This window comes from Paraburkholderia sp. RAU6.4a, from assembly GCF_050435625.1.
Lineage (GTDB): Bacteria > Pseudomonadota > Gammaproteobacteria > Burkholderiales > Burkholderiaceae > Paraburkholderia > Paraburkholderia tuberum.
Genome location: NZ_JBNDKQ010000003.1, coordinates 309516 through 322688 on the forward strand (window position 1 = coordinate 309516; position 13173 = coordinate 322688).

The 13173-nt window shown below is 60.7% G+C and carries 10 protein-coding genes; 4 read left to right on the forward strand and 6 right to left on the reverse strand.

Features of this window, described 5'->3' with window-relative positions; genetic code table 11:
- The 6 genes from OKW40_RS25940 to OKW40_RS25965 form a co-directional block, all read right to left on the reverse strand.
- Positions 1-1011 carry a zinc-binding alcohol dehydrogenase family protein gene (locus OKW40_RS25940; protein WP_429492358.1) on the reverse strand — a complete coding sequence of 337 codons (1011 nt, stop codon included), beginning with the start codon at positions 1009-1011 and terminating at the stop codon, positions 1-3.
- A 113-nt stretch (positions 1012-1124) separates the two neighbouring features.
- Positions 1125-1439, reverse strand: coding sequence for an L-rhamnose mutarotase (locus tag OKW40_RS25945; protein ID WP_221311446.1), 315 nt, complete (start codon positions 1437-1439; stop codon positions 1125-1127).
- Positions 1440-1496: 57 nt separating this feature from the next.
- Positions 1497-2513, reverse strand: a complete 1017-nt coding sequence (locus OKW40_RS25950) for an aldo/keto reductase (protein WP_429492360.1) — start codon at positions 2511-2513, stop codon at positions 1497-1499.
- Positions 2514-2627: 114 nt separating this feature from the next.
- Positions 2628-3572, reverse strand: a complete 945-nt coding sequence (locus tag OKW40_RS25955) for an ABC transporter substrate-binding protein (RefSeq protein ID WP_184066235.1) — start codon at positions 3570-3572, stop codon at positions 2628-2630.
- A gap of 68 nt (positions 3573-3640) precedes the next feature.
- Entirely contained in the window at positions 3641-4669 is a 1029-nt protein-coding gene (locus tag OKW40_RS25960; RefSeq protein ID WP_429492363.1) for an ABC transporter permease, read from the reverse strand.
- Positions 4662-6434, reverse strand: coding sequence for a sugar ABC transporter ATP-binding protein (locus tag OKW40_RS25965; RefSeq protein ID WP_429492365.1), 1773 nt, complete (start codon positions 6432-6434; stop codon positions 4662-4664). Before OKW40_RS25965 ends, OKW40_RS25960 begins: the two co-directional genes overlap by 8 nt.
- A gap of 19 nt (positions 6435-6453) precedes the next feature.
- Here OKW40_RS25965 and OKW40_RS25970 point away from each other — a divergent pair, with 19 nt between their 5' ends.
- The 4 genes from OKW40_RS25970 to OKW40_RS25985 all read left to right on the forward strand — a co-directional run bounded on the left by OKW40_RS25970 (position 6454) and on the right by OKW40_RS25985 (position 13171).
- On the forward strand, positions 6454-7194 hold the full coding sequence (locus OKW40_RS25970) for a FadR/GntR family transcriptional regulator (RefSeq protein ID WP_187626522.1): 741 nt from the start codon (positions 6454-6456) through the stop codon (positions 7192-7194).
- Positions 7195-7659: 465 nt separating this feature from the next.
- A complete protein-coding gene (locus OKW40_RS25975) occupies positions 7660-8964 on the forward strand; it encodes an ATP-grasp domain-containing protein (protein ID WP_429402951.1) in 1305 nt (434 codons plus the stop codon).
- A 10-nt stretch (positions 8965-8974) separates the two neighbouring features.
- On the forward strand, positions 8975-11674 hold the full coding sequence (locus OKW40_RS25980; RefSeq protein ID WP_429492367.1) for a CoA-binding protein: 2700 nt from the start codon (positions 8975-8977) through the stop codon (positions 11672-11674).
- A gap of 198 nt (positions 11675-11872) precedes the next feature.
- Positions 11873-13171: an MFS transporter gene (locus OKW40_RS25985; RefSeq protein ID WP_184066240.1), complete on the forward strand. Its 1299-nt coding sequence runs from the start codon at positions 11873-11875 to the stop codon at positions 13169-13171.
- The last annotated feature ends 2 nt before the right edge of the window (positions 13172-13173 follow it).

Genomic DNA, 13173 nt, shown 5'->3' on the forward strand with positions numbered 1-13173 from the left:
TCAGCATTCGATGATGGCTTTCACTACACCTGCGGACGGTTCGAGCAGTTTCGAAAATTCGGCAGGAACATCGGCAAGCTTCATCCGGTGCGTGTTGAGTGCCGCATCGGGCACCTGACCGCCACGCATGGCCCTGAGCACAGTTTCGAAATCTTCCGCAGTCGCATTGCGGCTTCCGATCAAGGTGGCTTCGCGCTTGTGGAACTCCGGATCGGAGAAAGTGATCTTGTCTCTCACCACGGAAATCAACACGTATTTCGCGCCGTGCGCAATAAACTCAAAGCCACGCTCCATGGCAGCCGGATTACCCGTCGCATCGAAGACCACATCGAAGAATTCGCCGTCGGTGAGTTTCGCCAGCTCGTCGACGTCGGTATCACCGATTTGCACAGTAGCCGCCACTTCAATTTTCTCAGCGCAGAAGTTGAGACGATCGAGCCGTGTATCGAGCGCCGTCACCGTGGCCCCGCGCAGACGTGAAAAGATCATTGCGGCCATACCGATCGGACCTGCACCGACCACCAGCACGCGCTGTCCCGCCTGAACGTCCGCGCGACGAACCGCGTGCGCGCCAATGGCGAGAAACTCGATCATTGCCGCCTGATCGAGCGTGATTCCTTCAGCCTTGTGAACGAACTGACGCGGCAAACTTAGATACTCCGTCAATGCGCCATCACGATGCACGCCCAATACCTGAATGTTCACGCAGCAGTTCGTTTTTCCGTTCCTGCAGGCAATGCACTGACCGCATGACAGGTAGGGCATCACGTAGACCGGGTCGCCGGCGTCCAGGCCGGAATCCGTGTCGGCTTCTTCGACCGTGCCCGACAGTTCGTGTCCCATCACGCGGGGGTAGGCGAGAAATGGCTGATTGCCGGTAAAGATGTGCAGGTCGGTGCCGCATACGCCGACGCGTCGCACGCGTAGCAACACTTCGCCGCGATCGCGCGGTGGCCGTGAGCGCGTCTCAGCGCGTAGTACGCCGGGAGTTTCACAAATAATAGTGAGCATGAGGTTTCCTTTTTCAGCTACAGAACCCGCGAAGCCATAGTGCGGTTTCGATGCGAGTCCGGTTAATTTGTTTCTTCATGGCGAGGTCAAACGAGTGCCGTGTCGAGACAACGCTATTCGAGGTAAAAGATCTCTTCCATCTGTGCCCAGTGTTCCGACGGCGCACGACTCACCAACGGTTTCTGGCACGGGCTGCACAGGCTCCACCAACGTTGTGTTTCCGGGTCGCTCGCAATCTCGGCCATATCGCTTTCATAGTCGGTTCCGACGTATTCCCAGTAACCAAACAACAGGTTCTCGGGCTCCCGCAGGAAAATCGAGTAGCGGGTGACATTCGAGCGTTTCAGGCGATCGAGCACCGTCGGCCACACCTGCGCATGCAAGCGTTTGTATTCGTCGATGTGCTGCGGATCGATACCGATGACCATTCCCATTCGTTGCACTACGTTCTCCCTATTAATGGTGATGTGCGTCGATACACAGGCTCACTCGACCACCTCGGGCACAGGTGCGGTGTCCGCGATCAGACCGTCCGACTTCAGCTCCTGCCACAATCCGGCTGGCAGCGCCTGCTCAAACCACGCGACGTTCTGCTGGAGTTGTTCGACACTGCGCGCGCCCACCACGCACGACACAACCGCAGGATGCGCAAGCGGAAACTGCAGTGCCGCAGCGGGTAGCGGAACCTCGAATTCGCGGCAAACCTCAGCCAGCCGGTTGACGCGCGACACGACACCGGCGGGGGCGTCCCCGTAATTGAACTTGCCGTTACCTGCCAGCACGCCAGAATTGAACACACCGCCGACCACGATCGAATTCCCATACCGTACGCAATTGTCGAGAAACGGCGCGAGACAATCCTGCTCCAGGAGGGTATAGCGGCCCGCCAGTAACGTCACATCGAGTTGTAATTCCTGCATGGCTTCATGCGCGACCTGCCACTCGTTCACGCCGAGGCCGATAGCTTTGACCACTCCCGCGTTGCGCAGCGTGTCGAGCGCGCGGAAACCGCCCCCTTCTGTCAGCTGTTTCCAGAATTCGACGTTTGCATCCCCATGTGTCATTCGACCGATGTCATGCACATACAGCAGATCGATCTGCGCAATACCGAGACGCTGCTGGCTGTCTTCGAAAGACCGCATGACCCCGTCGAAGCTGTAGTCGTAGTGCGGCCGGAAAGGAAGCGGCTCAGCCCAGCCGTCGTCGCCGCATTGAACAGTCGGATCCGGCCGAAGAAGCCTGCCGACTTTCGTACTCAGCACGAACTCGTCGCGTGGCCGCGCTGACAACGCGTTGCCCACGCGGCGTTCCGAAAGCGTGTAGCCGTAGAACGGCGCAGTGTCGAAATAGCGCAGACCGAGCGACCATGCTTCGTCCATCAGCGCGCGCGCCTGTTCCGTGGGCATCGTGCGATACAAGCCGCCAAGTTGCGAACAGCCCATACCCAGTGCGCTCAGTTGCACCCCGGCACGCGACACCTCACGCAGATCACTTGCTTTCATCAGGAATTCCGTTCCCAGGGATTCATTGCTGGATGTTCAACGCTTCACCGCGCATCTTGAGTAGCGCTGGGCTCAAGGGCGGACAACGCCGTCTGGCGTCGTCCGCATCGCGCTTCAATACAAGACATTCTTCGCGGCGGGCTGATCGATGTTGTCCTTCTCGACCATCACGACGCCGGTATCCAGTTGCTTCGTAACCGGCTTGTGTTCGATGACATCCACCGCCGTTTTGACACCCTTGTAGCCCATCTGATACGAGCCCTGGACAGCGATGGCCTGGATGGTTCCGTCCTTGATGAAGCCCTGGAGGTCCTGGTTGCCGTCAAAGCCGATCGCGACGACCTTGCCGGCTTTCCCGGACTGCGCCAACGCGCGCCCCATCCCCACAGCAGTCGGTTCATTTGCACCGAAGATGCCCTTCAGATCCGGATTGGCCGACAGCACGTCGGTCGTCTGATTGAGCGCGGTTGCCATCTGCGACTGCGAGTAGAACGGTCCGACTACCTGCAGCTTCGAGTGCTGCGCGAGATACTTCCGGAACCCACCCACGCGGCCAATCTCGGAACCGGCGCCGGCGACGTACGACATCACAGCGACTTTCCCCGTCTGTCCGACACGGTCGATCATCGCTTTCGCGCACAACTCACCGGCCTTGGCGTTATCGGTCGAGAGAAACGACTGGTAATACTGCTTGCCGGAATCGGACACGAGCGAATCGATCAGGACGACCGGAATTTTTGCCTCCCAGGCCTTCTTCATTGCCGGGATCAGCGCGTCGGGATCGGACGGCGCGAGCACGATCGCCGCGACATGCCGGTTCACCGCGTTCTCGACCATATTGACTTCGTCCGCCACGGCTGACTCGGTCGCCGGTCCCTGAAACGTCATCGTGTAGCCGTTCAGCCCTTTCATGCCCTCCGTTGCACCCTTTTGCACGTTCTGCCAATAATTCGAGTTGGCCGTCTTGACGATCACGGCGATCTCTCCGCTCGCCGCATTCGCGTGGGCCGTCGCTGCGGTCAAAAGTGCGGCGGCCAATGCCAGATACATCTTTCTCATGTCTCACTCCTTGGGTTGGTGATTGCACTGCTTTGTTGGACTTCTCGAATGGCTTCATTCGATGTGCTTCATCGACGGTTTCTGACCTGGTCGATCCAGACCGTGCCGAGAATGACCAGTCCGATGATGATTTGCTGGATGAAACTCGATACGCCGTTCATGTTCAGGCCATTGCGCAGCACGCCGATCACAAACGCACCGATGGCCGTACCGGAGATCGTGCCGACACCGCCCATCAGGGACGTCCCGCCAATCACGGCGCTGGCGATCGCATCGAGCTCGTACATGACGCCTTCGTTCGGTTGCGCCGTGACGAGGCGCGACATCAGCACACAACCCGTCAGACCGGCGAGCACGCCGGACAGCACATAGGTAAACAAGGTGACGCGGCGGACATTGACGCCGGAGAGCCGCGCGGCTTCGGCATTCGATCCGACTGCGTAGATGTGGCGGCCAAGCGAGGTGCGCGTCAGCATGATCGACACGGCCACCGCCAGCACGACCATGATGATCACGGGATACGGGATCCCCGGAAATACCGTATCGGGGAACCCGTCTGCCCCGATATGCGAGATGCGGAACAATGCGCCATTTCCGAGTTCGCCGAACGCGTCGCCGAGTCCCGAAACCGGGCGCGCGCCAGTGATCTGAAGCGCGAGACCACGCGCGACCAGCATCATGCCGAGCGTGGCGATAAAAGGCGGCAGACCCATACGCGTGACGCACAGGCCATTAACGAATCCGCACAGGCCGCCCACCACGACGCCGCCGAGCATGCCGAGAGGGATCGGCACGCCGGCCTTGACGAGCAACGCGGCGACCACACCAGACAGCGCGAGTACGGAACCCACGGACAGGTCGATTCCGCCCGTAATGATCACGCAGGTTGCCGCCACGCCGAGATAGGCAATCGACGTCACCTGCAAGGCCACTGTCATGCCATTGTCGACCGAGAAGAAAGCGGAACTGGTCAATGAAAAGACGGCCACCAGCATGATCAGACTGCCGAGCGCGGCAAATTTCTGAATCAGGTCGCGACGCCGGAGCTTCGCGCTGGTGTCGACAGAAGTGGTCTGTTCGGATGTTATTTCAAGCATGATTTCGTCCCGATGCGAAGTGCATGATTTCTTCCTGATTGGTGTGGCGCGTCTCCAGGATCGTGGCGATCCGGCCTTCGTGGAATACCGCGACGCGATCGGACATGCCGAGAATTTCAGGCAATTCCGAACTGATCAGCACAACGCCGATGCCCTGCGCGGCGAGCTGGTCCATCAGCGTGTAGATCGCGTATTTCGCGCCGACATCGATCCCGCGTGTGGGCTCGTCGAAAAACAGAATCTTCGATTTGCGAAACAGCCATTTGCCGATGACAACCTTCTGCTGATTGCCGCCGGACAGGTTGCGCGTGAGTTGTTGGACCGTTGGCGTGCGGATCCCGAGCGTTTCGACGTAACGCTGTGCGATGGCCGCTTCTTCGGCGAAACGAATGAAGCCGGCGCGACCCGACACCGCCTCGATATTGGCCAGCGTGATGTTGGTCGCGACCGGCATCTTCAGCGCGAGACCGTCGCTCTTGCGGTCTTCCGACAGATACGCGATACCGTGGCGAATCGCATCGATAGGCGAGCGGATCGAGACGCGCTCGCTCCCGATATGAATCTCGCCGCCGTCCGGTTGGTCAGCGCCGAAAATCGCCCGTGCCACTTCGGTCCGGCCTGCGCCCATCAAACCGGCGAAGCCGAGAATCTCGCCTCGCCTCAGTTCGAACGAAACCGGCCCAAATGCCGGTGCGCGCGACAGATTGTCGACGCGCAGCAGCACGTCCTGCGACGGGACCGAGCGGCGCGGCGGGTACGCATCGTTCAGCGCCCGGCCGACCATTCGCGCAACGATTTCATCCATGCTGGTCGCCGCGAAATCGTCGGTTGAAATGTGGTGCCCGTCGCGCAGCACCGTCACGCGGTCGACAATCTGCTTCATTTCGTCGAGACGATGAGAGATGTAGACAATGCCGACCCCGCTCTCGCGCAACTCCTTGATGATCCGGAACAGGTGCATGGTTTCGGATTCCGTGAGCGACGAAGTGGGTTCGTCCATGATCAGCACCTGGGCGTCGAGCGAGAGCGCCTTGGCGATTTCGACCATCTGTTGCTGGGCGATCGACAGCGTCCCCACCAGCCTCGTGGGCGGCAACGACAATCCAATGCGGGCGAGCGCGCGCTGGGCGTTCCCATTCAGTCGTGCGCGATCGATGAACGGCCCGCGTTTGGGCTCGCGTGCCAGGTAGATGTTTTCCGCAATCGACAGGTGCGGCACCAGGTTCAGTTCCTGGTGAATGATCGCAATGCCTGCTTCCTGTGCCTCGAGTGAGGACGCGAACCGCCTTTGCATGCCGCGAAAAACGATCGTGCCGGCATCCGGCTGGTATTGCCCGCTGACGATTTTCATCAGGGTTGACTTGCCAGCGCCGTTTTCGCCACAAATCGCGTGTACTTCGCCGCGGCGCAATTCGAAGTGCACGTCCTCCAGTGCAACGACACCGGGAAACCGCTTGCCCAGTCCGCTCAGTTTCAAGAGCTCCGGGGGTTCCTTTAACGCGAAGCCGTCCACCACGCGCGGGGCCAGGTCAGTGCTCAGATCTGTCACACGTGTCTCCTTCTTTTGTGTAGAGGCGCTGCCGTCGGTCAGGCCAATCTGATGCAGATTAAAGAATAAACTGCGATTTTGGTCAAGCCAATTTGCAAGATACTTCTTCTGGCCTGACCAAGGGCAAACCCGAACTGTTCCTGCGAAATGCGCTGAAAACCTTGTCAGGCTTGCGTGGTAGACTTTGATCGCTGGTCGACAGACGACCCGGGCCATTTATCCTTCCGGCAGCAAAATGAAACAGACCGAGCCAAAGCGGCTTTACCAATTGGTCGCCGACCAGATTCGCGGCCTCATCCACGGAGGGGATTTCCCGCCGGGGTCGAGACTGCCGCCGGAGCGCGAGTTGTCGCAGCAACTGGGTGTTTCGCGCCCGTCTCTGCGCGAGGCGTTGATCGCACTGGAAATCGGCGGCAGCGTCGAGACCCGTATGGGTTCGGGCGTCTATGTGCTCGAAACCGCAAACGAACGTGAGGGGTCACTGGCTGTATTAGGCGAAAGTCCGACGGAAATCATGCAGGCCCGGGCCGTCATCGAAGGCAGCCTCGTCGTGCTCGCCAGCACGCGGCTTACGGCCGGCTCTCTGGACCGGTTGCGGCGCAGCGTGGATGCGATGCATCGCCTCGCCTCTGCCGGCAAATCTCCTGTGGAACCGGACCGGCAATTCCACCTGATCATCGCGGAAACGGCCGGCAATACGGTGTTGAGCCGGTATGTGGCCGATCTGTTTGACGCGAGGCGCGATCCGATCGGGGCGAGGATTAGCGAACTCGTCGAAAATACGGCCACATGGATGGCTGCGGTCGAGGAGCACGAAAATGTTCTGCATGCACTGCAAGCAGGCGACCCTATTGCTGCAGAAGCGGCGATGCGATCGCATCTGAAATCTTCTGAAGAGCGGTGGGTCGGAAGTGACATCAAGAAAGTTGCGCCCAACGATGCCGACGGTAAAGCTGGCCGCGTGCGACTGGGTTGAGTTGCGAAGTCGACCGGTGTTCCTTCAGCTCGGCCAGTTCCCTGCGCAATCCTGAACATCGCCGTGAGGCCCACCATGAAAGCAGCACTTGTCGCCACAACGTAACGGCGTTCGACGATATTGATAACCGTTGAACATCAATGCTTCAGAAAGTTGCACTTCTCGTTCGGGGCGTCTTGAGCAAATATCGATGCTCAAGAACTTCATAAACGCGTCGACAGAGAACGCATCGGAGACAGGCGCGAAACGCACAACAGCGTTTCGCCGCATTCCAGTGCAACCCGGTCACGGGTGCCGCCAACGGTAGCCGATGCCGATCTCGCATGACCCACCTCGCGTTGTGAATCCTGCCGCCGCTTTCAAGCGAGTCCACGGCAGACGAGCATTTCGCGCCTTGCGCAGCGAGCTACGCGAACTCAGTACCTGCTTCAATCGTCATTGCCTTGAATTTCAGGAGACACTCATATGCAGATCACCGGAATGTTGCACGGCGCGCGCCTATTGCAATTCGTCGGATTCCCGGCCAGCGAAGTGCTGGGGCCGAGCGCCAGCGAAGAGGAGATAAAGTCGCTGATCGACCGCCACGGGCAGGTCTTTATCAAGCCGGTATTCAAGGGCGGCGTGGGCAAGAAGGGCAAGGCCGGGTTGCTCGGGCGCGCGACAGATCTCAAGACGGCGCTCGCCGAGAAAGAGCGACTGTACTTCGCCGAGCACGTCGTGGGTCATGTGAGGGCCAAGGCGAACGGCGTCACGTTCGAAGCAGGCGTACCGGCCAAACATGAAGTCTACTTCTCGATCACCGATTCCACCCGCTTTCGCGCTCCCACCATGACGCTGTCGCACGCGGGTGGCATGGACATCGAAGAGGTCGATCCAAAGCTCGTGGCAATGGTGCCCTTTGATGCATTGACCGGCCTGAAGGCGTTCGTCGTCGCGAATGCGTTGAGCGAGATCGGCGCGCCGCGCGAAATCATTTCCCCGCTCGTGCAGCAATTGCCGAAGCTCTGGGAGCTCTTTCACGACTTCGGCATGACGACGCTCGAGCTGAATCCGATCCGCATGCGCGAGGACAAGAACGGTCGGCTCACACCCGTGGCCTGCGACTTCAAGTGCGGGTTCGACCGTGACGACCCGCGCTTCTCGCGCCTCGGCCTGCCTGCTCACCTGTTCGCTGCCGACTACTCGGACTTCGAGCAGGAGATCAACCAGCTTCGCACGCACCAGGGTCAAAGCGATGTCTATGTGATCAATGACAAGGGAACGATCCTCGCGCCCACGTTCGGCGGCGGGGCCAACTCGCTCGTCACGGAGATGTTGGGCGACGCAGCCATCATCTCTTCGGATTTCGGCGGCAATCCTCCCTACGAAAAAATGAAGGAAGTGGCGCGCATCTGCTTCCGGCATTGGCTGAAGCAGTCCAACGTACTGTTCATCATTGGCGGCAAGTCCAACAACACCGATATCTACGAAACACTGCGCGCGATGGCCGATGCGCTACGCGAGCACTTCAGCGAGCACGGTCCCACCCCGCTTTATGTCGTCCTTGGGCGCGGCGGTCCAAACCTTGTTCGTGGCATGTCGGCACTGCGCGACACCTGTGATTCGCTCGGCCTTCCCTATCGCCTGTTCGGCTTTGACTCCGACATCAGCGAAGTGATCCAGTACGCACGGAAGGCCGATGCGTGGATGCAATCGGGAGGACGCGCGCAGGTCGCAGCGCGCATCGGCGCGCGTCAGACGCAACCGCAGGCGGATACGGCAAAGGCGTAAGGAGATCGACATGGTCAAGCAAGGCAATAATCATTTCAGGTATTTCGTCGGCATCCAGTCGCTTGCACAAATAGTCACGCGCGAGGACCGCGTTTGTGTGCTCAACATTCTGGGAGGCGAGTCGTCGGACGTGACGCCGGTGAGCCACGCGTTTTCCGGTGGGAATATCGTATTCGGCACTGCGCCTGGCAAGCGCGGGCAGGTGCTCGTGACGCCTGCCGGCGACATCCCCGTCTATAACAACGTGCGCGAAGGCCTCGAAGCCGGGCATCGTTTCAATTGCGGCGTCGTCTATCTGCCGCCGTCGGCCGCGCGCGATGGGGTGGCCGAACTGATCCGCGTCAATCCCGATCTGCGCAAGATTTTTATCATTACGGAGAAGATCTCCGTGCACGACGCCCGGGAAATTCGCGCGATGGGCCAGCAAGCAGGCATCGACATTTTTGGCGCGAACGGGCTGGGCGTCGCGGACTCCTGGCAGCGGGTGCGCATCGGGGGTGCGCTCGGCGGCGATGATCCCGGCGCAACTTTGCGGCGGGGCTCGATCGCGATCTTTTCCAACTCGGGCGGGTTTAGCACCACCATTGCGCAATATCTGCGCATGAGCGGCTGGGGTACAACGACCGTCGTATCCAGCGGCAAGGACGTCTACATCCACTATGCGGCGCCGGAGTTCGCCTTTGCCCTCGCCAACGACGCGCGCAGCAAGGCTGCCGTACTGTACTGTGAGCCGGGCGGCTACTACGAGGCCGACGCCACATTTACGAAACCCGTCATTGCCTGCGTGGTAGGCCGCTGGAAGAGTCGTCTGACGCGCGCGGTGGGGCATGCGGGCGCAATGGCGGGCGGCGCCGACGATGCTCTTGCAAAGGAGCGTTGGTTCATGGAGAAGTTCGACGTCGAGCGTCTTTTTACGCCGGACGATCCATGCTGCTCGGTGAAGGGCGCCGTTGTGACAAACATCGCGCACATTCCCGCCGCGCTCACCGCAGTGATGCGCGCGAACGCGACGATGCCCGACTTTGAGCCGGAAGGCAGCCTCTCGCTCAAACCGTGGTTTGGCTCGGATCAGGGGATCGAACTGCCAGACGACCTCGCCCTGCCGGTCGTGGAAGCGGTCGCGCCGTACAACGAACAGATTACGCGGGCGAACAGCCAGATCGGCGCAATCCCGCCGCGCCAACCCTTGAAGGACGCTTCGGGCGCCTCGCAGATGGACGCAAAAACGCAGGTGAGCAGCCTGCACGGGGTATCCATGCTCGAAGCAGCGACGCGCTCGCTCGAGGAGAACATCTGCCTCGCGCTGTTGCGGGAGTTCGGCGGGGCAAACGACACAAAGCTCATCAACGTGGCTGTTGGCGCTGCAGTGAATCTGCACGGGACACCAGAACTGGCGGCCGCGCAGGCTTCGCGCGAGGCGGGCAATGCGCCCAATGCCGTGCTCGCGGCCGCGGCGGCGATCGTCGGGCCGAATCGCCAGCGTGCTGCGCGCGAGGCGGCAGCACTGATGATCGACGGCTTCGCGACAGCCAGGCTCACAGACGCGTTCGACGAGACCTTTGATGTCAATGCAGTCCACACCGCGGACACTGCAGCGCTGTTCTGCGATGAACCCGATCCAGAGGCGCAAGCCATGCTGGGCGGGCTCGCCTCGCGCGGCGTAAGTTCCGCGATCATCCGATGGCTGTCGTGTGGCCCGGGCCATCCGCGCCCGGAAGCAGTACTCGCGGCGATCACGACGACACTCGCCTGGGGCCCGCTCATGCGCAAGCGGATCTCCCGCCTGACCGCAGAAAGCTTGCCGTGGTGGACAAAGCTCTTCGGCACCATGATCGGCGCCTCAGCGGACGCCTCGCAGCACGGCCCGGACGGATTTTGCGGCTTCGCCACCGAAGAATTACTCGGCGAACGCACTCTGACGGAAATCGCCTTCGCAGCGCTGCTAAACCTGAAACCGACTGTCGACGACCTTTTCGCGTTCAAGACCCTTGTCGGTTTGCTGCTCACGAACGGACCCGGCGCCATTTCGGCGCAAGGCGCAAAGGGCGCAGTATCTGCCGATGGCCCGGAAAGTCCCGAACGGGTGCAGCTAAACAAGGCTCTGGCGGGGTTCCTCACGCACACTGGATATACGCATGGCGGCAACGGCTACGAAGGCATTGCGTTCCTCAACGAGGCGTTCCGCAGCAGCGGCCTCGAAGATCCGACCGATGCTCGTCATACCGTGGACCTCGAAGCACTCGCCCGGCGCTCCGTCGAGCGATACGCGCAGTACAAGACGCGCCAGAAGCAGTTGGGGAGCCTCGATATTGCGAAACTTCCGGGTATTAATCATCCGGTCTTCAAAGACAAGCCGGTGAACCACGACCCGCGGGAAATCTTCATCGCCAACCTTTATGAAGCCCGCGGCGAGTACAACGCGTTTCATGCGTTTTACCGTGTGCTGGTGCAGGCTTTGTTCGACGCGGGTGTCTCGCGCAATGTCTATTGCGTCAATGTCGATGCCGTGATTGCCGCGTTGCTGTTGAAGATGCTGTGGCAGCCGCTCAAGCGCGGGGAGTTCAGCGAGGCGGACCTTGAAACGGCCGCGTTCACGATCTTCCTCTATCCGCGCATGCTGGGCTGCGCTGCGGAAATTGACGATCATTTGAACCGCGGACGCAATATGGACACGCGTACGGCCGCTTCCCAGTGTCGTTTCGTGGCCTGACTGCTGGCCTCTGATGGTCGCCGCCACGCGCTGGCGCACAGCTAACGCGCGGCGGCGAAAAAGAGGCGCCGATTGATAACCATTCGACATCAATCGTTCGGAAGATTGCACTTATCGTTTGATTGGCCACGGGCCAAAATTCCCGAACAGACAAAGAGCGGGACCACCGCATATCTCGGGATTTCAGGAGACACATTGATGCACCCCTCGCCCTCTACCCTTTCGCTGGGACATTCAAAGGCCGCGGCGGTTTTCCGCGTGACGGCCGGAAATTTTCTGGAGCAGTTCGACTTCTTTCTGTTTGGCTTCTATGCGACGCAGATCGCCAACGTCTTCTTTCCGGCCGGGAGCGAATTTGCCTCGTTGATGATGACGTTCGCGGTCTTCGGTGCCGGTTTTCTGATGCGCCCGCTCGGCGCGATCGTGCTCGGCGCGTACATCGACGACGTCGGCCGCCGCAAGGGGCTCATCGTCACGCTCTCCATCATGGCGAGCGGCACCATCCTCATTGCGTTCGTGCCGGGCTACGCGACCATTGGCCTTGTGGCGCCCGCGCTTGTGCTGCTCGGGCGGCTGTTGCAGGGCTTCTCCGCGGGTGCGGAGCTGGGCGGCGTGTCGGTGTATCTCGCCGAGATGGCCACGCCCGGCCGCAAGGGCTTCTTCACGAGCTGGCAGTCCGCGAGCCAGCAGGTGGCGATCGTCGTGGCCGCGGGCCTCGGCTTCGCGCTCAACCAATCGCTGAACGCCGCTACCATCGCGGCATGGGGATGGCGCGTGCCGTTCTTCGTCGGCTGCATGATCGTGCCGTTCCTCTTCGTGCTGCGTCGTAATCTGCAGGAAACCGAGGAGTTCAAGGCTCGCCAGCATCGCCCGAGCATGAAGGAGGTATTCACGACGCTGGTCCAGAACTGGACCGTCGTGATTGCAGGCATGATGCTGGTGGCGATGACCACCGCGAGCTTCTATCTCATCACGGTCTACGCGCCGACTTTCGGCAAGACGGTCCTGCACCTCAGCACCGCCGATAGTTTGCTTGTGACGCTGTGTGTGGCCGTGTCGAACTTCGTTTGGCTGCCGATCGGCGGAGCCCTCTCCGACAGGATCGGCCGCCGGCCGCTCCTCATCGCCATGACGGTGCTCGCCATCGCGACCGCGCACCCGGCCCTGTCGCTGCTCGCTCACGCGCCCAGCTTCCTCAACATGCTGCTCGCCCTCCTTTGGCTCTCGTTCATGTACGGCATCTATAACGGCGCGATGATCGTCGCACTGACGGAAGTGATGCCGGCGCAGGTACGCGTCGCGGGCTTCTCGCTCGCCTATAGCCTCGCGACCGCCGTATTCGGCGGTTTCACACCGGCGATCTCCACGGCGCTCATTCACATGACTGGCGACAAGGCCGCACCCGGCTACTGGATGAGCTTCGCGGCAGCGTGCGCCCTGATGGCGACGTTTGCACTCTATCGCCGCCGCGCAGCGACACTGACTCCGGCGCACTGATT

What these genes read in the sequence shown, in the direction of transcription:
- OKW40_RS25970 (WP_187626522.1), top strand. Translation starts at nt 6,454, where the DNA reads ATGAAACAGACCGAGCCAAAGCGGCTTTACCAATTGGTCGCCGACCAG.
- OKW40_RS25950 (WP_429492360.1), bottom strand. Translation starts at nt 2,513, where the DNA reads ATGAAAGCAAGTGATCTGCGTGAGGTGTCGCGTGCCGGGGTGCAACTG.
- OKW40_RS25955 (WP_184066235.1), bottom strand. Translation starts at nt 3,572, where the DNA reads ATGAGAAAGATGTATCTGGCATTGGCCGCCGCACTTTTGACCGCAGCG.
- OKW40_RS25940 (WP_429492358.1), bottom strand. Translation starts at nt 1,011, where the DNA reads ATGCTCACTATTATTTGTGAAACTCCCGGCGTACTACGCGCTGAGACG.
- OKW40_RS25980 (WP_429492367.1), top strand. Translation starts at nt 8,975, where the DNA reads ATGGTCAAGCAAGGCAATAATCATTTCAGGTATTTCGTCGGCATCCAG.
- OKW40_RS25960 (WP_429492363.1), bottom strand. Translation starts at nt 4,669, where the DNA reads ATGCTTGAAATAACATCCGAACAGACCACTTCTGTCGACACCAGCGCG.
- OKW40_RS25945 (WP_221311446.1), bottom strand. Translation starts at nt 1,439, where the DNA reads ATGGTCATCGGTATCGATCCGCAGCACATCGACGAATACAAACGCTTG.
- OKW40_RS25975 (WP_429402951.1), top strand. Translation starts at nt 7,660, where the DNA reads ATGCAGATCACCGGAATGTTGCACGGCGCGCGCCTATTGCAATTCGTC.
- OKW40_RS25965 (WP_429492365.1), bottom strand. Translation starts at nt 6,434, where the DNA reads ATGGCCCGGGTCGTCTGTCGACCAGCGATCAAAGTCTACCACGCAAGC.
- OKW40_RS25985 (WP_184066240.1), top strand. Translation starts at nt 11,873, where the DNA reads ATGCACCCCTCGCCCTCTACCCTTTCGCTGGGACATTCAAAGGCCGCG.